17 protein-coding genes and 2 pseudogenes are annotated in these 21,433 nt (G+C 53.6%); 12 read left to right on the forward strand and 7 right to left on the reverse strand.

The window, feature by feature from the left end:
* From HA41_RS14810 to HA41_RS14835, 6 genes and pseudogenes are all read left to right on the forward strand, one after another.
* Positions 1–1,901: PrkA family serine protein kinase (locus tag HA41_RS14810; protein WP_143807339.1), on the forward strand; the 1,901-nt coding region annotated here is incomplete at its 5' end.
* Between the two features lie 91 nt (positions 1,902–1,992).
* Positions 1,993–3,267 (forward strand): YeaH/YhbH family protein, encoded by a 1,275-nt coding sequence (locus HA41_RS14815; RefSeq protein WP_094121420.1) that lies wholly within the window; start codon positions 1,993–1,995, stop codon positions 3,265–3,267.
* A 250-nt stretch (positions 3,268–3,517) separates the two neighbouring features.
* Entirely contained in the window at positions 3,518–5,245 is a 1,728-nt protein-coding gene (locus HA41_RS14820) for a potassium/proton antiporter (protein WP_094121421.1), read from the forward strand.
* A 77-nt stretch (positions 5,246–5,322) separates the two neighbouring features.
* The gene (locus HA41_RS14825) at positions 5,323–5,556 is read left to right on the forward strand and encodes a DUF1480 family protein (RefSeq protein WP_094121422.1); all 234 of its coding nucleotides are present in this window, start codon (positions 5,323–5,325) and stop codon (positions 5,554–5,556) included.
* Positions 5,557–5,934: 378 nt separating this feature from the next.
* Positions 5,935–7,401 carry an undecaprenyl-phosphate galactose phosphotransferase WbaP gene (gene wbaP, locus HA41_RS14830; protein ID WP_094121423.1) on the forward strand — a complete coding sequence of 489 codons (1,467 nt, stop codon included), beginning with the start codon at positions 5,935–5,937 and terminating at the stop codon, positions 7,399–7,401.
* Positions 7,402–7,529: 128 nt separating this feature from the next.
* Positions 7,530–8,728: pseudogene (locus tag HA41_RS14835) on the forward strand (multidrug effflux MFS transporter).
* Here HA41_RS14835 and dadX read toward each other — a convergent pair.
* Positions 8,725–9,795, reverse strand: a complete 1,071-nt coding sequence (dadX, locus tag HA41_RS14840) for a catabolic alanine racemase DadX (protein ID WP_094121424.1) — start codon at positions 9,793–9,795, stop codon at positions 8,725–8,727. The pseudogene HA41_RS14835 and the gene dadX overlap by 4 nt on opposite strands.
* Positions 9,796–9,814: 19 nt before the next feature.
* Entirely contained in the window at positions 9,815–11,116 is a 1,302-nt protein-coding gene (locus HA41_RS14845; protein WP_094121425.1) for a D-amino acid dehydrogenase, read from the reverse strand.
* 504 nt (positions 11,117–11,620) lie between these two features.
* Here HA41_RS14845 and HA41_RS14850 point away from each other — a divergent pair.
* Positions 11,621–13,156 carry a SpoVR family protein gene (locus tag HA41_RS14850; RefSeq protein WP_094121426.1) on the forward strand — a complete coding sequence of 512 codons (1,536 nt, stop codon included), beginning with the start codon at positions 11,621–11,623 and terminating at the stop codon, positions 13,154–13,156.
* Between the two features lie 35 nt (positions 13,157–13,191).
* Here HA41_RS14850 and fadR read toward each other — a convergent pair whose 3' ends face one another.
* Positions 13,192–13,911: a fatty acid metabolism transcriptional regulator FadR gene (gene fadR, locus HA41_RS14855; RefSeq protein WP_094121427.1), complete on the reverse strand. Its 720-nt coding sequence runs from the start codon at positions 13,909–13,911 to the stop codon at positions 13,192–13,194.
* A gap of 211 nt (positions 13,912–14,122) precedes the next feature.
* On the opposite strand from fadR, the gene nhaB reads away from it, so the two are divergent.
* Positions 14,123–15,649, forward strand: a complete 1,527-nt coding sequence (gene nhaB, locus HA41_RS14860; RefSeq protein ID WP_094121428.1) for a sodium/proton antiporter NhaB — start codon at positions 14,123–14,125, stop codon at positions 15,647–15,649.
* Between the two features lie 126 nt (positions 15,650–15,775).
* Entirely contained in the window at positions 15,776–16,306 is a 531-nt protein-coding gene (gene dsbB / locus HA41_RS14865; protein WP_094121429.1) for a disulfide bond formation protein DsbB, read from the forward strand.
* Between the two features lie 50 nt (positions 16,307–16,356).
* Here the strand turns inward: dsbB and HA41_RS14870 are convergent.
* The 3 genes and pseudogenes from HA41_RS14870 to HA41_RS14880 all read right to left on the reverse strand — a co-directional run bounded on the left by HA41_RS14870 (position 16,357) and on the right by HA41_RS14880 (position 18,116).
* A pseudogene (locus tag HA41_RS14870) lies at positions 16,357–16,802 on the reverse strand (YcgN family cysteine cluster protein).
* Between the two features lie 64 nt (positions 16,803–16,866).
* Entirely contained in the window at positions 16,867–17,526 is a 660-nt protein-coding gene (locus HA41_RS14875) for a fumarylacetoacetate hydrolase family protein (RefSeq protein ID WP_094121430.1), read from the reverse strand.
* A 314-nt stretch (positions 17,527–17,840) separates the two neighbouring features.
* Positions 17,841–18,116: a YcgL domain-containing protein gene (locus tag HA41_RS14880; protein ID WP_094121431.1), complete on the reverse strand. Its 276-nt coding sequence runs from the start codon at positions 18,114–18,116 to the stop codon at positions 17,841–17,843.
* Between the two features lie 155 nt (positions 18,117–18,271).
* Here HA41_RS14880 and minC point away from each other — a divergent pair, with 155 nt between their 5' ends.
* The 3 genes from minC to minE are packed head-to-tail and all read left to right on the forward strand — an operon-like array spanning position 18,272 to position 20,092.
* On the forward strand, positions 18,272–18,973 hold the full coding sequence (gene minC / locus HA41_RS14885) for a septum site-determining protein MinC (protein ID WP_094121432.1): 702 nt from the start codon (positions 18,272–18,274) through the stop codon (positions 18,971–18,973).
* A 33-nt stretch (positions 18,974–19,006) separates the two neighbouring features.
* The gene (gene minD, locus HA41_RS14890) at positions 19,007–19,819 is read left to right on the forward strand and encodes a septum site-determining protein MinD (protein ID WP_094121433.1); all 813 of its coding nucleotides are present in this window, start codon (positions 19,007–19,009) and stop codon (positions 19,817–19,819) included.
* Positions 19,820–19,822: 3 nt separating this feature from the next.
* Positions 19,823–20,092, forward strand: a complete 270-nt coding sequence (minE, locus tag HA41_RS14895; protein WP_094121434.1) for a cell division topological specificity factor MinE — start codon at positions 19,823–19,825, stop codon at positions 20,090–20,092.
* Between the two features lie 53 nt (positions 20,093–20,145).
* Here minE and rnd read toward each other — a convergent pair whose 3' ends face one another.
* Positions 20,146–21,267, reverse strand: coding sequence for a ribonuclease D (gene rnd, locus HA41_RS14900; protein WP_094121446.1), 1,122 nt, complete (start codon positions 21,265–21,267; stop codon positions 20,146–20,148).
* Between the last annotated feature and the right edge of the window lie 166 nt (positions 21,268–21,433).

The raw sequence follows: 21,433 nt of genomic DNA on the forward strand, positions 1-21,433 counted from the left end.
GCCCTGCCAAGGACGAAGAGTTCACACTGCAGGAATTTCTTGCCATCTGTAAGCAAGATCGCAGTGCATACGCCAACGCTGCAGAGCGACTGTTAATGGCTATCGGTGAGCCGGTAATGGTTGACACTGCTCAGGAGCCACGCCTTTCCAGAATATTCTCCAACCGTGTGATGGGACGCTATCCGGCGTTCGAGGAGTTTTACGGCATGGAAGAAGCGATTGAACAGATCGTTTCCTACCTGAAACATGCCGCTCAGGGACTGGAAGAGAAGAAGCAGATCCTCTATCTGTTAGGCCCGGTCGGCGGCGGTAAATCCTCGCTGGCTGAGCGGCTCAAATCGCTGATGCAGCGCGTCCCCATCTATGTGCTGAGCGCAGATGGTGAACGCAGCCCGGTCAATGACCATCCGCTCTGTCTGTTCAATCCGCAGGAAGATGCGCACATTCTTGAAAAAGAGTATGGCGTCCCGCGCCGTTATCTCGGCACCATCATGTCGCCGTGGGCCGCTAAACGCCTGCACGACTTTGGCGGCGACATCTCTCGTTTTAAAGTGGTTAAAGTCTGGCCTTCGATTCTTGAGCAGCTGGCGATCGCCAAGACCGAGCCTGGCGATGAGAACAACCAGGATATTTCGGCGCTGGTGGGTAAAGTGGACATCCGCAAACTGGAAAACCACGCGCAAAACGATCCTGATGCTTATGGATACTCCGGCGCACTGTGCCGCGCTAACCAGGGCATCATGGAATTTGTCGAGATGTTCAAAGCACCGATTAAAGTGCTGCATCCGCTGCTGACCGCCACCCAGGAAGGTAACTACAACGGTACCGAAGGCATTTCGGCGCTGCCCTTTAACGGCATCATTCTGGCGCACTCCAACGAATCAGAATGGGTCACCTTCCGAAATAACAAAAACAATGAGGCGTTCCTTGACCGTGTGTACATCGTCAAAGTGCCTTACTGCCTGCGGGTCTCTGAAGAGATCAAAATTTACGAAAAACTGCTGAACCACAGTGAGCTGGCGACATCGCCGTGCGCACCCGGCACGCTGGAAACCCTGGCTAAATTCTCGATTTTGTCGCGACTTAAAGATCCGGAAAACTCCAGCATCTACTCCAAAATGCGGGTTTATGACGGCGAAAGCCTGAAAGATACCGACCCGAAAGCGAAATCGTGGCAGGAGTATCATGATTACGCCGGGGTTGATGAAGGGATGAACGGTCTGTCGACCCGTTTCGCCTTTAAGATCCTGTCGCGAGTCTTCAACTTCGACCATGCCGAAGTGGCAGCCAACCCGGTCCACCTGTTCTATGTGCTTGAACAGCAGATCGAGCGTGAGCAGTTCCCGCAGGATCAGGCGGAAAAATACCTTGAGCATCTGAAAGGTTATCTGATTCCGAAATATGCGGAGTTCATCGGCAAAGAGATTCAGACGGCTTACCTGGAGTCTTATTCCGAGTATGGTCAGAACATCTTTGACCGCTATGTCACCTATGCTGATTTCTGGATTCAGGATCAGGAATATCGTGACCCCGATACCGGCCAGCTGTTTGACCGCGAATCGCTGAATGCGGAACTGGAGAAGATTGAGAAGCCTGCGGGCATCAGTAACCCGAAAGATTTCCGTAATGAGATCGTCAACTTTGTGCTGCGCGCCCGGGCACACAATAACGGTCGCAATCCGAACTGGACCAGTTACGAGAAATTGCGCACCGTCATTGAGAAGAAAATGTTCTCAAATACGGAGGAGTTGCTGCCAGTCATCTCATTCAATACCAAGACCTCTACCGATGAGCAGAAGAAACATGATGATTTCGTCGACCGCATGATGGAAAAAGGCTATACCCGCAAACAGGTGCGCCTGCTGTGTGAATGGTATCTGCGTGTGCGTAAATCGTCCTGATATCAGTCTGTAAGCAATCCGGTATCGCGGTACCGGTTATCTAAAGGTCGGGCATGCCCGACCTGCTTGCAATGTAGTTTGGGGGAACACTATGGCCTATTTCATCGATCGCCGGCTTAACGGTAAAAACAAGAGCGCGGTTAACCGCCAGCGTTTCTTGCGCCGTTACAAGTCGCAAATCAAGCAGTCGATCTCCGAGGCCATTAACAAACGCTCGGTTACCGACGTCAGCAGCGGTGAGTCTGTTTCAATACCCATTGATGACATCAATGAGCCGATTTTCCACCAGGGACGCGGCGGCAGTCGCCACCGGGTGCATCCCGGAAACGACCATTTTGTGCAGAATGACCGCATTGAGCGACCTCAGGGTGGTGGTGGTAGCGGCAGTGGTCAGGGCAACGCCAGCCAGGATGGTGAAGGTCAGGATGAATTCGTTTTCCAGATCTCGAAAGATGAGTATCTCGATCTGCTGTTTGAAGATCTGGCCCTGCCCAATCTGCGCCGGAATCAGCATCGTCAGTTGAATGAATACAAAACCCACCGTGCCGGCTACACCTCCAACGGCGTCCCTGCCAATATCAGTGTGGTGCGCTCGCTGCAGAACTCGCTGGCGCGCCGCACGGCGATGACAGCAGGCAAACGCCGGATGCTGCATGAGCTGGAAGAGACGCTGAGCATCGTGGAAAAATCGGAACCGGCACAGCTGCTTGAGGAGGAGCGGCTGCGGAAAGATATCGCTGAATTGCGCGCACGCATCGAACGGGTGCCGTTTATCGATACCTTCGACCTGCGTTATAAAAACTTTGAGAAACGCCCGGAGCCTTCCAGCCAGGCTGTGATGTTCTGCTTAATGGACGTCTCCGGTTCCATGGATCAGGCGACCAAGGATATGGCGAAGCGTTTCTATATTCTGCTTTATCTGTTCCTGAGCCGGACTTACAAGAACGTGGATGTGGTCTATATCCGCCACCATACCCAGGCGAAAGAGGTGGATGAACAGGAGTTCTTTTATTCACAGGAGACTGGCGGCACCATCGTTTCCAGCGCCCTGAAGCTGATGGATGAGGTGGTCAAAGATCGTTACGATCCGGCGCAGTGGAATATCTATGCGGCGCAGGCCTCGGACGGCGACAACTGGGCTGATGACTCCCCGCTGTGTCACGAAATCCTGGCGAAGAACATCCTGCCGGTGGTGCGTTACTACAGCTATATCGAAATTACCCGCCGCGCCCATCAAACCCTGTGGCGTGAATATGAACATCTGCAGGCGATGTTCGACAACTTCGCGATAGAGCATATTCGCGAACCGGAAGATATCTATCCGGTGTTCCGCTCTCTGTTTCATAAACAGGCGACCGAAGCCTGATCAACCAAGCCGGCTTATCACCGGCTTGTTTTTTATCTGTCGAATAACCTGCTAAAATAGTGTCTTTTCTGCCACTTGCCTGCCAACTCCCTCATTCTTCACATTAATCTGATTCCACAAGCCATTAAGCAATTCGTATAATTATCATTTTGACCATGACAACTCATTGATAAAACATTATCTTTTAGGGATAGCACGGACATTCGTCACCCTTTGCAGTAACGCAACGCCATAACTCAGGAGCCCGGGTTTGAACCACACCATTGTTTACAGTCTGTTTATCATCGGTTCCGTGCTGGTAGCCTCGAGCATTTTGCTCAGCTCTTTCTCCTCACGCCTGGGTATTCCGATTCTGGTTATCTTCCTGGCACTGGGTATGCTGACCGGCGTTGATGGCATCGGCGGCATCGCCTTTGACAACTACCCCGCCGCTTACCTGATTTCCAACCTGGCGCTGGCTATCATTCTGCTGGATGGTGGGATGCGAACCAAAGCCAGCTCGTTTAAGGTGGCGCTGGGGCCCGCCCTGTCGCTGGCAACCATCGGCGTGATGGTTACCGCTGGCTTAACCGGCGTAGTAGCGGCCTGGCTGTTTAATCTTGATATGATGCAGGGCTTTCTGATTGGCGCGATTATCGGTTCAACCGATGCGGCTGCGGTATTTTCGCTGTTGGGGGACAAGGGCCTGAACGAGCGCGTCAGTTCAACCCTCGAGATTGAATCAGGCAGCAATGACCCGATGGCGGTGTTTCTGACCATCACCCTGATTGAGATGATTGAGCAGGGACAGACCGGGCTTGACTGGATGTTCCTGGTACACCTGGTGCAGCAATTCGGACTGGGCATTGTGTTAGGCCTGGGCGGCGGCTGGGCGCTGCAGCAATTAATCAACCGTATCAGCCTGGCGGGCGGGCTCTATCCGCTGCTGGCGTTGAGCGGCGGTATTCTGGTGTTCGCCCTGACCACGGTACTGGAAGGCAGCGGCATTCTGGCGGTCTATCTGTGTGGCTTCCTGCTGGGTAACAGCCCGATCCGTAACCGTCACGGCATCCTGCAGACCTTCGACGGCATGGCCTGGCTGAGCCAGATTGGGATGTTCATCGTGCTCGGTCTGCTGGTTACGCCTTCTGATTTGTGGCATATCGCCGTGCCGGCGATGATTCTGTCGCTGTGGCTGATTCTGGTGGCACGTCCGCTATCGGTGTTCATCGGCCTGTTGCCGTTCCGCAGTTTTACCACTCGCGAACGCTTCTTTATCAGCTGGGTAGGCCTGCGTGGTGCGGTGCCGATTATTCTGGCGGTGTTCCCGATGATGGCCGGGCTGGAGAACGCCTCGCTCTATTTCAATATCGCCTTCTTCGTGGTGCTGGTCTCGCTGATGCTGCAGGGCACTTCGCTGGGCTTTGCCGCGAAAAAAGCCAAAGTGGTGGTACCGCCTACGGCCTCACCGATCAGCCGGATAGGCCTGGATATCCATCCGGAGAATCCATGGGAGCAGTTTGTTTATCAGCTCAGCGCCGACAAATGGTGCGTCGGCGCGGCGCTGCGCGATTTGCAAATGCCGCGTGAAACCCGGATTGCGGCGCTGTTCCGCGACAATGTGCTGATGCACCCCAACGGCGGGACGCGCCTGAAAGAGAATGACGTCATCTGCGTGATTGGCCGGGAACGGGACCTGCCAGCGCTGGGTAAAATGTTCAGCCAGTCACCACCGGTTTCACTGGATCAGCGCTTCTTTGGTGACTTCATTCTTGATGCAGAGGCCCGGCTGCGGGATGTGGCGCAGATTTATGGCCTGGAGCTGGACGAGGAGACCAATGATCAGCAATCGCTGGGGCAGCTGATGCTTAGTATGCTGGGCGGCGCGCCAGTGGTCGGCGATCAGGTAGAATGGAACCAGCTGACCTGGACCGTGGCCGAGAAAGAAGATAACCGGATCGTGAAAATTGGTGTGCGTCCGGCTGAAGAGAAGGAATAATCCTAATCATTCAGCCCCGTTATTTTCTGCTGATGCACTAAGCTAATAGTTCAAGCCCGCTTAAACAGGAGAAATGAATGGGACACGTGGTTAAAATTGGTCGTTATGAGATTGTGGATGCCGATCTTGACAGTGAGAACCCCGACACCGTCAGCATCCCCTGTGATACCAATCCCGGCTTAATTACGCAACTTGATGGCTGGGATCGTGATACCAGTATCCCGGCATGGATCGACGGCGAACCGGTCAATCTGCAAATTGGCCATTACGATAAACAGCAGGACCGCTGGATTTTAAAGAAGCCAGCCTGAGTTGACTCCTCTACCGCCGGTCGAGAGATTTGGCGGTAATTCCTAAAAACAGTCTTAAACAGTTTGGTTATAACCGTCCCTTCTCTTATTTTATCCTTATTAAACATAAAATTATAACTTTAAAACTTTAATCAGTTTTGATGTTTTCAGATTTTTTCCGTATTAACTCTGTCAAATAACTCCTGCATACTCTTACTCAACGCTGCAATATTTCGTGAGTGACATCACGTTTTATCAGTCACTTTTTTCGCAGCTTCTTTTGGCTGTACTGACTGCAACAGACTGAAAATTATTTTTTAATGTTTTCAGTAGCCCACTCCTGAGCGCGTACTTGATTCTGGTCAGGCCATCTTTTACTTAAGAAAGAGAGCAGGTTTTATGGCAAGTACATTGATAATGAATAACCCGAGCCGCTCCTGGAGCGGAACGCGAAAAAATATCATCGTAAAGTTCGCCCTGAGTTTTTCCGATTTGATTGCACTTAATCTGGCATTGTTTTTATCGGCCGCCACTGTTCAGGGTATTTGGGGAGAGCTGGATACATTTATTCCCCCGCAACAAATTGAATATCGTTTTGTCGCACAATTTATTATGTCCATGATGTGTACCGGCTGGTTCTGGGTACGCCTGCGTCACTACACCTATCGCAAACCCTTTTGGTTCGAGCTGAAAGAGATCGTTAAAACACTTTTCGTTTTCTCCCTGCTCGATCTCGCCCTGATCGCTTTCTCGAAATGGGATTTCTCCCGCATGGTGTGGGTGTTCAGCTGGACCTATGCCCTGCTGCTGCTGCCGTTGATGCGCGCCGTGGTAAAGCGTGCGATTAATAAAGCCGGTCAGTGGCAAAAAGAGACGATTATTATCGGATCCGGCCGCAATGCCACCGAGGCCTATGCGGCGCTGCAAAGCGAAGAGATCCTTGGCTATAATGTGCAGGCGTTTATCTCCGTGGATGATGTGCCCGCTGAGCAAAGCGTTAATGGCGTACCCGTCATTACCTGGAAAGATATCAACTGGCAGACCATCGACCGTGACAATGTGCAGTTCATTGTGGCGATGGAATATGAGCAGCAGCCCATGCGTGATCGCTGGCTGAAGTTTCTGTCGAAGATGAACTGTCGTTCCGTCTCGGTCATTCCGACCCTGCGCGGCGTACCGCTCTACGGCACCGATATGTCATTCATCTTCAGCCATGAAGTGATGATCCTGCGGGTCAGTAATAATCTGGCTAAGCGCTCCTCGCGGTTCCTGAAGCGCGCCTTTGATATTATTGTTGCTTCAATGCTGCTGCTGTTCCTCGGCCCGATTTTTGCCCTGCTCTGCTACATGGTGAAGCGCGATGGCGGCAATGCGATTTATGGCCATGAGCGCGTCGGACAGGATGGCAAAAAATTTAAATGCCTTAAATTCCGTTCCATGGTGACCAACTCTAAAGAGGTGCTGGAAAATCTGCTGGCTACCAGCGAAGCCGCGCGCATTGAGTGGGACAAGGATTTCAAACTCAAAAACGATCCGCGCATCACCAAAATCGGCGGCTTCCTGCGTAAAACCAGCCTGGATGAGCTGCCGCAGCTGTGGAACGTCATCCGCGGTGAGATGAGCCTGGTCGGACCGCGCCCGGTGATTGAAGCGGAGCTGGAGCGCTACGCCGGTGATGTTGATTACTATCTGATGGCGAAACCTGGCATGACCGGCTTGTGGCAGGTCAGCGGACGTAACGACATTGATTACGATACCCGCGTCTACTTTGATTCCTGGTATGTGAAAAACTGGGCGTTGTGGACCGATATCGCCATCCTGTTTAAAACCGCGGGTGTGGTACTGCGTCGTGATGGTGCCTACTGATTGACTGTAAGCGATGCCTGTTTCGCGCAGGCATCGCAACTTCCGCATCTTCTCCTCTATCTTTTTTTGTTCTGAATCATTACCCTCTGCGGCTCGTTTTTTAACAGAACGTTCACCCTCTGGTCGTTATGCAAAAATTTACTCTACTGTTATTGAGCCTGGTGTTGCTGGCACCTCTGGGCATTGATCTCTATTTGCCCACGCTGCCGCAGATTGCGGAAGGGCTGAATACCCCGGTTAATCTGGTGCAGACCACCATTCCGCTGTTTCTGCTGGTGATGGGGCTGGGACAACTGGTAACCGGCCCGCTGGTGGATAATTATGGCCGTAAGCCGATTGCCCTGCTGGGCCTGGCGCTCTATATCGCTGGCAGCGCCATTGCCGCTACCGCCACCTCATTCCCGCTGTTTCTGGTTGCCCGTCTGGTGCAGGGCTGTGGCGTCTGCTGCAGCGCGGTGGTCGCCTTCAGCGGCGTACGTGATCGTCTGAGTGGTGATGATGCGGCCCGTGCCTACGGCTTTCTGAACGGGGCATTAAACATCGTTCCGGCGCTGGCTCCGCTGCTGGGCGGCCTGCTGGCCAGCGCGTTTGACTGGCGCGCGCCCTTCTGGTTCCTGTGCGGTTACGGCGCGCTGATTATGCTGCTGGTGATGGTCTGGCTGCCCGAAACGCGTCCGGCAGATACCTGCGGGTAAAAGGGTTGCCGATTGCGCAGTATGCCGCCATTCTGCGTCAGCCTCGCTTCCTGGCGTTTGCCTTTGCCAACGCGGGCGCACTGGGCATGGTGCTGACTTATGTCTCTCTGGCCCCGCAGGTATTAATGACCGAAGGCGGCTTATCACCGCTTGAGTTCTCTTTTGCCTTTGGTGCCAACGGCTTCTGGATCATGTTCGTCAGCGTCTTCGTCAATAAAACCATCCGCAAAGCGGGACGGCCTTTCTGCCTGGCGATGGGCTTTATTACGATGCTGCTGGGTGCGTTGCTGCTGCTGGCTGGCATGATGCTGTTCCCGGCGTCGATGCAGAGCCATTGGGCGTTGTATATGTTTCCGGTCGCGGTTTCGGTGGCAGGGCTGGCGTTCACTGTCGGGCCGGCCACCAGCTATGCGCTGGAGCCCTATCAGCAACAGGCTGGCGTGGCATCTGCGTTACAGGGATTTATTCAGATGGCGGGCGGCGCGGCAGGAAGCCTGGTGATTGTGGCGCTGCCGCTGGCTGAGAAGCTCTCACTGAGCCTGATGATGCTGCTGGGAGCCGCGCTGGCGCTGATTGCCTGGCGCTGCAGCCGGAAGATGCGCGGCCGGGTGACCGCGCTTAATCAGTCTTAACTGAGCTGAACCGGAACGCGGGGTGCCAGCGCGCACATCAGCTCGTACCCCACCGTTCCGGCCGCTTTTGCCACCTGATCGATCTTCACCTGTTCGCCCCACAACTCCACCCGCGAGCCGATGCCGGCCTGCGGACAGGGCGTTAAATCGACGGTGATCATATCCATCGATACCGCACCCACCACCTGCGTCATCACGCCATCGACGCTGACCGGCGTGCCGTTGGGCGCGTGACGTGGGTAACCATCCGCATAGCCACAGGCTACCACGCCAATCCGCTGCGCCTGCGTCGCATGATAACGGTAGCCATAACCGACGCCATCGCCCGCCCGTAGCTGCTGGATACCGATAATCTCACTGCTCAGCGTCATTGCCGGCGTCAGCCCGCTGCTGGCAATATCCTGCCAGTCGCCGCTAGGTGAAGCGCCATAAAGAATAATGCCGGGACGGACCCAGTCATAATGTGCTTCCGGATGCCACAGCGTGCAGGCCGAGTTGGCGAGCGATCGCGGACAGGTTAGCCCCTCAGCCGCCTGCTCAATACGCTGTAGCGGGGCGATTAAACCGTCGGGATTTTCTGCATCCGCGAAATGGGCCATCAGCGTTATCTCAGCCACGTTGTTAAGCGCACGCAATTTCTGCCACGCTGCATTAACCTGCTCAGGACGAAAGCCAAGCCGGTTCATGCCGCTGTTGACCTTGAGATAGATATCGATCGGGGCCGACAGCGTTGCGTTAGCCAGCGCTTTGATCTGCCAGTTACTGTGTACGCTGGTAGTGAGACGATAACGATCGATCAGGTGCAGATCGTCCGGTTGAAAAAAACCTTCCAGCAGCAGGATGGGCTTTTTCCAGCCCTGCTCGCGCAACAGAATCGCCTCTTCCAGATTAAGCAGCGCAAAGCCGTCGGTGGTAGCCAGACTTTGCCAGACGCGGGCCAGACCATGACCATACGCGTTAGCCTTAACCACCGACCAGACGCGGGACGCAGGTGCGGCCTGGCGAACCACCGCCAGGTTATGCCGCAATGCCTGCTGATTGATGGTAGCGACAATCGGACGTGACATCCTTCCTCTCCCTGAAAGCTTAACGAGTAGCGTTGGCGTTACGCAGCGGCGCGGCGCTGGCCACAAAACCGGGTAAGTAACGGAACACCGATAGGTCATCCGCGGCAATCGCCGGTTGAATACCGGAGATCAGATCGGCAAGAAGCTGACCCGAACCGCACGCCATTGTCCAGCCCAGTGTCCCGTGACCGGTATTCAGCCAGAGGTTAGCCACGGGTGTGGCACCGACAATGGGCGTGCCGTCGGGCGTCATTGGACGCAAGCCGGTCCAGAAACTCGCCTGGGCCAGATGACCGCCTTCAGGATAGAGATCACTGACCACCATCTCCAGCGTTTCCCGCCGTGCTTCAGTGAGTCTGGTGTTAAAACCAACAATTTCTGCCATTCCGCCGACCCGGATCCGATCGTCAAAACGGGTTACCGCAACTTTATAGGTTTCATCGAGAATGGTTGAGACCGGCGCGGCATCAGGATTTTTAATCGGGATGGTGAGTGAATAGCCTTTCAGCGGATAGACCGGGATGTCCACCACGTTGCGGAGCAGCGCGGTGGAATAGGAACCCAGCGCCACGACATATTGATCCGCTTTGATGATCTCCTCACCACACTTCACACCATAGATGCGGTTACCGTCACGCAGCAGATGATCGATCGGTGTGTCGAAGCGGAAAACCACACCCGCCTCCTCAGCCATTTTCGCCAGCCGCTGAGTAAACAGCTGACAGTCGCCAGTTTCATCGTTGGGCAGGCGCAGACCGCCGGTCAGTTTATGCTGGGTGGCGGCCAGTGCCGGCTCGACGCGCGCCAGCTCATGCGCCTGCAACAGTTCGTAGGGCACGCCCGCGTCACGCAGCACCGCGATATCTTTGCTGGCGCTATCGTACTGCTGTTGAGTACGGAACAGTTGCAGTGTGCCGCCCTGCCGTCCTTCATAGGCGATGCCGGTTTCAGCGCGCAGCGCCTTCAGGCAATCACGGCTATATTCAGCGATGCGCACCATCCGGCTTTTGTTCTGCTGATAGTGGTTGATATCGCAGTTACGCAACATCTGCCACATCCACTCCAGCTGGAAGCTACTGCCATCGAGCCGCACCGCCAGTGGTGCATGACGCTGGAACATCCACTTTACTGCTTTCAGCGGTACGCCCGGTGCAGCCCAGGGTGCCGCATAGCCTGGCGAAATCTGACCGGCATTGCCTGCGCTGGTCTCCAGCGCCGCGGCAGGCTGACGATCGATAACCGTCACCTGATGTCCGGCACGCGCCAGATACCACGCGCTTGCCACACCTACCACACCACTTCCCAGAATCACAACGTGCATATGTCCCCCACCGGCATGTAAAAGCATAATTCACTATTCATCAGGCAACATTCAGCGGATCCACTCAGCGGAAATCACCTCTAAATTCCAGCAACTATTTCACATCTTTTTTACTTAACAGGTAACTAAAATCATATCGGGCGGCAAAATACAGAGATTTATGCGCCATATCACTACTATTCAGAAATAAATGACAACAACACCAGTTAAATCTGCTTTTGGCAGGAGAATCATTCAACCCCATACAAACAACTTATAAACAGGATTATATTCCACATTTTAAAATCAGGGTCGAGTTTAAGGCTATTAAATTCCATACCATTCCACTATGAATGATTTTCTGCCAAAGAATTCATTTGAGTTCGCATTTCGGATAAGCGACAGTGGGCTATCATTGTTGTGTTCGCTCAGTTTTTTTCGGGTTCCCTTTCTCAGGATGAAGCCTTAAATAACCGGAACGGGTTGCCTTTCGGGTCAGCCAGTTTGCAAAAAAAGAGGTGCGCTATGACGACAATCTTTGACGATCCCATCAAGGACAGCAAACGACTCAATGACGGACCAGACTGGACATTCGAATTACTGGATGTCTATTTAGCCGAGATCGACCGCGTGGCGAAACTCTACCGGCTCGATACCTACCCGCACCAAATCGAAGTGATCACCTCTGAGCAGATGATGGACGCCTATTCCAGCGTCGGTATGCCGATCAATTATTCTCACTGGTCATTCGGTAAGAAATTTATTGAGACTGAACAGCGCTACAAGCATGGTCAGCAGGGGTTAGCCTACGAGATTGTGATTAACTCCAATCCCTGCATCGCCTATCTGATGGAAGAGAACACCATGACCATGCAGGCGCTGGTGATGGCGCACGCCTGTTACGGTCACAACTCTTTCTTCAAAAATAATTACCTGTTCCGCAGCTGGACGGATGCCGGTTCCATTGTTGATTACCTGCTGTTTGCGAAGAATTACATCAGTGACTGCGAGGAACGCTACGGCGTTGAAGAAGTCGAACGGCTGCTCGACTCATGCCACGCGCTGATGAACTATGGCGTTGACCGTTATAAACGGCCGCAGAAAATCTCGCTGCAGGAGGAGAAAGCGCGACAGAAGAGTCGGGAAGAGTATCTGCAGAGCCAGGTCAATACCCTGTGGCGTACTCTGCCACGGCGTGAAAAAGAGACGGTACAGGTTGAAGCGGCGCGTTATCCCTCTGAACCGCAGGAGAACCTGCTCTACTTTATGGAGAAGAATGCGCCGCTGCTGGAGCCGTGGCAGCGTGAGATCCTGCGCATCGTACGCAAAGTGAGCCAGTACTTCTATCCACAGAAGCAGACTCAGGTGATGAACGAGGGCTGGGCGACGTTCTGGCACTACACCATCCTGAATCATCTGTATGATGAAGGCAAAGTGTCGGAACGCTTTATGATGGAGTTCCTGCACAGCCACACCAACGTGGTATTCCAGCCGCCGTATAACAGCCAGTGGTACAATGGTATTAACCCGTATGCTTTAGGCTTCGCGATGTTTCAGGACATCAAGCGTATCTGTCAGTCACCAACGGAAGAAGATCGCTACTGGTTCCCGGATATTGCCGGGTCTGACTGGCTGGAAACATTGCACTTTGCCATGCGTGAATTTAAGGATGAGAGCTTTATCAGCCAGTTCATGTCGCCGAAAGTGATGCGCGATTTCCGCCTGTTTACCGTGCTGGATGATGACCGCAATAACTTCCTTGAAATCGCTGCCATCCACGATGAAGCCGGTTATCGGGCAATTCGCCAGCAGCTCTCTGCACAGTACAATCTGAGCAATCTTGAACCGAACATTCAGGTCTACAATGTGGATTTACGCGGTGACCGCTCACTGACGCTGCGCTATGTGCCGCAAAGCCGCACACCGCTGGATAAGAGCCGGCGCGAAGTGCTGAAGCATGTGCATCGTCTGTGGGGATTTGACGTGATTCTGGAACAACAGAACGAGGATGGCAGCGTCGAATTGCTGGATCGTAATCCGTCACGCGGCTCGCCGCTGTGACTTCAAATAAAACCGGACATGATGTCCGGTTTTTTTTAGCGTTTACTGCTGAGATCGTCTGGCATACTTTTCTGCATACTGTGCCAGATTTCACCGCTGCGACGGCCATATTGGCGCACCGCATCCACAATTTCATCCTGACCCGGCTCTTTGTCACACAGCGCCAGTAATGAAAGATAAAAATCTCGTGCGACCTGACGAGCTTCCGGGTTTGAGAAGTAGTGACGACCGACACGGGTATAGAGCCCTTTCAGGCCGTTAAGGATCAGACCATATATCGGATTACCCGAAGCAAAGGCCAGACCGCGGAACACCCGATAATCGAGTTCGGTGTAGGCATCCGCCTGATCGTCGGCACTGGCGACAGTCTCCAGCACCGCACGCGCTTTTTCAGGATGGTGGCGCAGCGCGCGACTGATAAAAATGGAGGAGATGTTGGTGCGAACCGACAGCAGGTTATCGATTAACACCGGCACGCTGTCGTGATCGAGACGCGCGAGGGTTTCCAGAATGTTCAGCCCGGAGGTTTCCCAAAAGTCGTTAACCCGGGTCGGTTTTCCGTGCTGAATAGTCAGCCAGCCATCACGCGCCAGCCGCTGCAACACTTCACGTAACGTGGTGCGCGTGACCCCAATCAATTCAGAAAGCTCACGTTCAGCAGGAAGAATCGACCCTGGCGGAAAGCGGCTGTTCCAGATGCTTTCAATAATATACTCTTCAGCAAATCCTGCTGGACTCTGAGCCTTTATGACCATAGCAGTGTGTTCTCGTTGCTTTCTTAATCGTAATGGGCACTCATCATACCAGACGCCCTATAGCGGATATAGCCTGCGCTACTATTTAAACCGGATGCAGGTACAATTTTCAGGCACGTCTCACGGTGAATTCGCTGCGATTTGCGCCTGACCCCGCTAAAGATTATTCTTTGCAGCAAAATCGATACACAACAACAGGATACTTATTCCGATGGATATGAGTTATGGGCAGGCGTTAAAACGTAACTTTCTTGGCCAGTCTCCCGACTGGTATAAGGGATTAATGCTGGCTTTTCTGATCGTTAATCCATTAATTTACGCTTTTGTCAGTCCGTTTGCTGCGGGCTGGTTATTAGTGGCAGAGTTTATTTTTACCCTGGGTATGGCGCTGAAATGCCATCCGCTGCTGCCAGGCGGCCTGCTGGCACTGGAAGCTATTTTCATCGGCATGGCCAGCGCGGAGCAGGTCAAAACCGAGCTGGCAAACAACCTGGAAGTGCTGCTGCTGTTGATCTTTATGGTGGCCGGCATTTTCTTTATGAAGCAGTTGCTACTGTTTGTCTTTACTCGCCTGCTGCTGTCGATTCAGTCAAAAGTGCTGCTGGGCGTCACCTTCTGCCTGGCCGCCGCCTTTCTCTCCGCTTTCCTTGATGCATTAACCGTCCTGGCTGTGGTGATCAGCGTCGCCATCAGTTTTTATCAGATCTATCACCGCGTCGCCTCCGATCCCCAAAATCAGCATCACCCGCTGGCACAACGTGAGACGCTGGAGCAGTTCCGGGCATTTCTGCGCAGCCTGATGATGCAGGCGGGCATCGGTACCGCGCTGGGAGGTGTCATGACCATGGTGGGCGAGCCGCAAAACCTGATTATTGCCCATGCCGCCAGCTGGGACTTTACCCAATTTTTCCTGCGTATGGCGCCGGTTACCGTTCCGGTACTGCTGTGCGGCATCCTGACCAGCGTGCTGGTCGAAAAGTGCAAGTGGTTTGGCTACGGCGTTACTCTGCCCGCCAGCGTGCGTCAGCTACTGGACGAGAGCGAAAAGCAGCAGGCTGCCCGGCGCACCCGTCAGGACACCATTAAACTGTGGATTCAGGCAGCAATCGGGCTCTGGCTGATTATCGCGCTGGCCTTTCATCTGGCCGAAGTGGGGCTGATCGGTCTTTCGGTCATCATTCTGGCGACCGCACTGTGCGGCATCACCGATGAGCACACCATTGGCCAGGCATTTACTGAAGCCCTGCCATTTACGGCGCTGCTGACGGTGTTCTTTGCGATAGTAGCGGTGATCATTGAGCAACAACTGTTTGCACCGCTGGTCTCATTCGTCCTCAGCGCGGAGCCTGAGGCCCAGCTCAAATGGTTCTACGTCTTCAATGGCCTGCTCTCCTCCATCTCTGATAACGTTTTTGTCGGCTCGGTTTATATCAATGAAGCACGTCATGCCTTAGATCGTGGTGCAATTGACGCGCAGCAGTTTGAGTTGCTGGCAGTGGCGATTAACACCGGCACCAATCTGCCTTCGGTCGCCACCCCGAACGGTCAGGCAGCGTTCCTGTTCCTGCTGACTTCAGCACTGGCCCCGCTTATTCGCCTCTCATATGGGCGAATGGTCTGGATGGCACTGCCGTTCACGGTGGTTCTGTCGCTGGTCGGCTATATGGCTATCCATTTTTTGCTGCTGCCGCTAACTGACAGTATGCTCAACATGGGGTTGCTGGTGCCGCCGCACTGATAACGTGTTCCCTGGTCTGGATCAGGTTCCGGTCATATTTGAACATCTATTTTTCCCTGCTCCGGGCTGGTTTGACGGCGCTTTTGGTTTACACTGCGAGACATTGACGTTTACAGGGAATGCAATATGTTACGATATCTGAATCAATGTTCTCGCGGTCGTGGAGCCTGGTTATTACTGGCCCTGACGGCGCTGGCGCTGGAGCTCACTGCGTTGTGGTTCCAGCATGTTATGGGGCTCAAACCCTGCGTGATGTGCATCTATGAACGCAACGCGTTGTTCGGCGTAATGGGCGCGGGTCTGGTCGGTGCCATTGCGCCAAAAACGCCCTTAAGGCTGGCGGCGCTGGCGTTGTGGGTATACAGCGCCTGGCAAGGCCTGCGTCTCTCCTATGAACACACCATGATTCAGTTGCATCCCAATCCTTTTACCACCTGTGATTTTGCTGCCCGCTTCCCGAGCGGCTTACCGCTGGACAAGTGGCTGCCGTCCGTGTTCCTCGCCAGCGGTGATTGCGCAGAACGCAGCTGGACCTTCCTGACGCTCAGCATGCCGCAATGGATGATTGTGGTGTTCGCCGGTTATCTGCTGGTGGCGCTGCTGGTGCTGATCGCTCAGCCGTTCAAAGCCAAACGACGCGATCTCTTTAGCCGCTGATCCCATAAAAAAGGCTGCCATCGGCAGCCTTTTTTAATTCTTTCCGGCACTTAGCCGTTGCGGTCGGGTCGATCAATAATGTGGTCTTCCCAGTCGCGTACTTCACTCTCCCGCACCGCAATATAACGCACCGAAATTCGCTGAGCGTGCATTGCATTTTCGAGCCTGCACGCAGTGGATGCCATGCAGGCAGCGGCTTGCCCTCACCTAACAGGCGATACGCGCAGGTGCGAGGCAGCCAGTTAAACGTGGTGAGATTTTCCCGCGTCAGCTTGATGCAATCCTCTTCATATTCAAAGCGGCGTTCATAGTTGCGGCACTGGCAGGTTTTGATGTTGAGCTGATTACAGGCGACGTTGGTGAAATAGATCTCATCCGTATCCGCATCCTGCAATTTGTTCAGACAGCACTGCCCGCAACCATCACACAAGGATTCCCATTCCTCATCGCTCATTTGTGCCAGGCGTTTGTGTTGCCAGAAAGGGGTGTCAGTCATGATGATTGTCCGGGTTTAGCGTAAACCGCACCTTATAAAGCCTCCGATGCGGCGATGCAAGTTTTTACAGTACGCGCGTGCTGATGCCGTGCCCGGCCAGTGACACTTCCAGCGTGTCGCCGGAACGCATCGGACCGACTCCTTCCGGCGTTCCCGTCAGGATCACGTCGCCAGCGCGCAGGGTGAAATATTGACTCATATGCGCAATCAGCGGCAGGATTTTATGGATCATATCCGCAGTGGAACCGTGCTGGCGCACCTCGCCATTGATCCGCAGTTTCAGTTCGGTATTTTGCGGATCGTCACCAAATTCGGCGGTCGGAATAAAGCCGGAAATCGGACAGGAATTATCGAATCCCTTGGATTTTTCCCACGGCTGACCCGCTTTCTTCAGTCCGGCCTGCAGGTCACGCAGCGTCAGATCGAGCGCCACACCATAACCCGCGATCGCCTGCGCCACATGCGCTTCAGATGCCTGCTTCAGGGTCGCGCCGATCAGCACGGCCAGTTCAACTTCATGATGGACTTCGCCAAACGCTTCCGGAATCGAGAGCGGCTGGCGTAAATCACACAGCGCGGTTTCCGGCTTGATAAAAATCACCGGCTCTGTTGGCGTGGCACTGCCCATTTCCTTAATGTGTTTCGCATAGTTGCTGCCAACGCAAACCACTTTACTGACCGCAAAATCCAACAGAGCGCCTTGCCAGTTACGATGCTGATACATGCTCATCCCCTGCGTAGGTTAGGTGTGATGCCAGCGTGGCTGGCGGGTTGATGTTTGCTGTTGAGTTGATCGAAATGCCAACCTCATCGCCTGATGATAAGACGCTTTTAACAGTGAGGTGTGAAGAATTTGTCAAAAAGCGTGAATCAGACCGCTGAAGTGACGAATAAATGCACAAATACCGATAAATATCAGACAGGCGATTTAAAAATAACTGGATAGATAAGCAGTACGTTTAATATTAGCGGGGACAGAAAATTATTAAACCTGACGGCTTCAGCTCGACAGGATTAATATTTACAGATGAATCCGAATTAAACTTTTTTATCGGTCTGCAGATGAAGGGTAAGCAGACTTTCTATCGGCGGCGGGAGTTGTAAATAATAGCCCTGCTCACTCAATCCCTGCTTAACTTTATTGATATCCGCATTAGCCAGCCTGTCGCGGCCCGCCAGCTTTAGCACCATTGCCATCTGAGGCTTGCCAAAGCCTTTCAGCAATTCGGGCGGTACGCGAGAGAAATCGTCTTTTTTTTCAACATAAAGATAAGTCTGGTCGCGCAGTGGGCTTCTGTAGATCACACAAAACATATTTTTTACTCGAATTAACCAGCCATGAGGCTTGTCTGAATATAGCTGTAACTATAACATGCTTGCAGAACTTCGAATATTCACCGTTGGCGCTTTAATGATGATTTTATCATCGCTTAGCCAGCGGTAGTGAAAACAGGACTGAGTCGGGACAGATGTCGCAAACGCCAATCGAATTCAAAGGTAGCAGTTTCACCCTATCTGTCGTCCATCTGCATCACCACGATCCCGCGGTGATTCGTAAGGCGCTTCAGGACAAGATTGACCAGGCTCCGGATTTCCTGAAAAACGCCCCGGTGGTGCTGAACGTTGCGGCATTAAGTGCCGATATTAACTGGAAGCAGTTGCAGCAGGCGATTATCGCCACCGGTTTACGCATTGTCGGCGTGAGCGGCTGTAAAGATGAAGCGTTGAAACGCATGATTTCCCGCGCAGGCTTGCCGGTTCTGGCGGAGGGCAAAGAGGCGAAAAGCCGCAGCGATGCTCCCGCGCCTGAACCTCAGCCGGTAGTGGCTGAACCGCTGGCGGCCAAAACCCGCATCGTGAATACCCCGGTGCGTTCTGGCCAGCAAATTTATGCCCGTGACGCGGATTTGATTATCACCAGCAGCGTCAGTGCCGGCGCCGAACTGGTTGCGGACGGCAACATTCATATTTACGGCATGATGCGCGGTCGGGCGCTCGCCGGCGCCAGCGGAGACCGCAATTGCCAGATTTTTTGTACCAATCTGGCAGCAGAACTGGTCTCGATTGCTGGCGAATACTGGATCATGGACCAGATCCCCGAAGCTTTTTTTGGTAAAGCGGCGCGCCTTTGCCTGCAGGATGGCGCGCTCACCATCCAGACACTTAATTAGGCCCCTTTTCTTTTGTTAAGGAAATCAACATTTATGGCACGCATTATTGTAGTTACATCCGGTAAAGGGGGCGTTGGTAAGACCACGTCAAGCGCGGCCATCGCCACCGGTTTAGCGCAGAAAGGCAAAAAAACGGTCGTTATCGATTTTGATATCGGTCTGCGTAACCTGGATTTGATCATGGGTTGTGAACGACGCGTGGTCTACGATTTCGTCAACGTGATTCAGGGCGATGCCTCGCTGAATCAGGCGTTGATTCGCGATAAGCGCACCGAGCAACTCTACATTCTGCCTGCGTCACAGACCCGCGATAAAGATGCCCTGACCCGCGAAGGCGTCGAAAAAGTCCTCAACGATTTAGCGACGATGGAGTTTGATTTTATCGTCTGCGACTCTCCGGCAGGGATTGAAACCGGCGCGCTGATGGCGCTCTACTTCGCTGATGAAGCGATTATCACCACCAACCCGGAAGTCTCTTCGGTGCGTGACTCTGACCGTATTCTCGGTATTATCTCTTCCAAGTCCCGTCGCGCAGAAAACAGCCAGGAGCCAGTCAAGGAGCATTTGCTGCTGACCCGTTACAACCCTGGCCGGGTGAACCGTGGCGATATGCTGAGCATGGAAGATGTGCTGGAAATCTTACGCATTCCTCTGGTCGGCGTGATTCCGGAAGATCAATCGGTGTTACGTGCCTCTAACCAGGGCGAGCCGGTGATCCTCGATGGTGAATCAGATGCTGGCAAAGCCTATGCCGATACCGTTGAACGGTTGCTCGGTGAAGTACGCCCCTTCCGCTTTATTGAAGAAGAGAAGAAGGGTTTCCTGAAACGCCTGTTCGGGGGATAAACCATGGCATTACTCGATTTCTTTTTATCCCGGAAGAAGAACACTGCCAATATAGCCAAGGAAAGGCTGCAGATTATTGTGGCAGAACGCAGAAGGGGCGACAATGAGCCCCACTATCTTCCGCAGCTTAAGCGCGACATTCTGGAAGTGATTTGTAAGTATGTAAAAATCGATCCGGAAATGGTCACGGTTCAGCTCGATCAGAAAGGTGACGACATCTCTATTCTGGAGCTGAACGTCACGCTACCGGAAACGGAAGAAGTGACTAAATGACGCCGACCGCTTCCTGAATTTCCCCTGCGCCGTAGCAGGGGAAATTTTATCGGTCACACTCCGGCCAGAATGTCATCAATGCCGGGTTTCAATAGTTCACCCCGCCATCCGGTCAGTAACTCCGGCTGACGTCCTTGTGGCTTCAGGCCCCAGTGCTGGCTCAGAACCTGATTGATCTGACGCCGTGACGCCAGTAACTCCTGGCTGAATCCGCTCTGCTCGCTAACCTGTTGTACCAGCGCTTTCATCGCTTTAAACACCTGCTTGTAACGTGGATGGTCGATCAGATTGCCGAGCGCTGCGGGCAATTCACTCTCATCCAGCGCCTGTGCTTCTGCCACCAGCGCCACCAGCGTTTTACCGTGGAAACGGATCTCGTGACCTGACAGGCCGAGATGGTCCAGTTCGCCCAGCGAACCTGGCATAAAGCGCGCCACTTTCCACAGATGCTCTTCACGCACCACAAAGTTAACCGCCATATCTTTTTCACGCGCCAGCTTCAGACGCCATGCGGCCAGCCGCTGCAGCGCAGCCAGCTGACGCGGGCGCAGTTGCCAGGCATTGGTTATCTCGCGCCACGCTTCCTCAGGAGCCAGGCTGTCAAGACGACGCTGACAGAGGTTGTCACACTCACTAAGTGCGGCAGCCATGTTGCCGGCCGCCTCGGTTTGTTCCATCAGCTGATGAGCAATGGGCAGCAGGTAGTGAACATCGGCCGCCGCATACTGGCATTGACGCTCGGTCAGCGGGCGCGCTAACCAGTCGGTACGCGACTCGCTCTTGTCCAGCTCGACCTGGGTGAAGTGCGCTACCATCGCGGCAAAGCCCCAGGAAAGCGGCTGGCCAGCGAATGCCGCCAGAATCTGAGTGTCGATCATCGGCTGTGGCAGCACGCCAAAACGGTGCAGGAACACTTCCAAATCTTCCCCGCCGGCATGCAGGAATTTAATCACCGCGGTGTCAGTCAGTAACGCAATGAACGGCGACCAGTCACGGATCGCGAGGGGATCAATCAGCACAAGCTGGTGGTCGTCGAACAGCTGGATCAAACCGAGTTGCGGGTAGTAGGTCCGGGTGCGGACGAATTCAGTATCCAGCGCCACCGCCGACTGCTGGCGCGCTTTCTGGCAGACTTCAGCCAGCTGTTCATCCTGGTCGATCAGAGAGTAATTCACGTCTGGTTTTTTCACCGCAGCCAACAACGTGCGGTGCTCCATGTTAAAAACAATAAAAAACCGCCTTTATAAAAGGCGGCTTCGATTACGCCCTAAAAGAGCGTACCAAAACCCTTAAAAAAGCTGCTGCCAGTCTTGTGATATCCAAATACCAACACAATAAGGC

Origin of the sequence: Pantoea conspicua (assembly GCF_002095315.1) — a bacterium.
Lineage (GTDB): Bacteria > Pseudomonadota > Gammaproteobacteria > Enterobacterales > Enterobacteriaceae > Pantoea > Pantoea conspicua.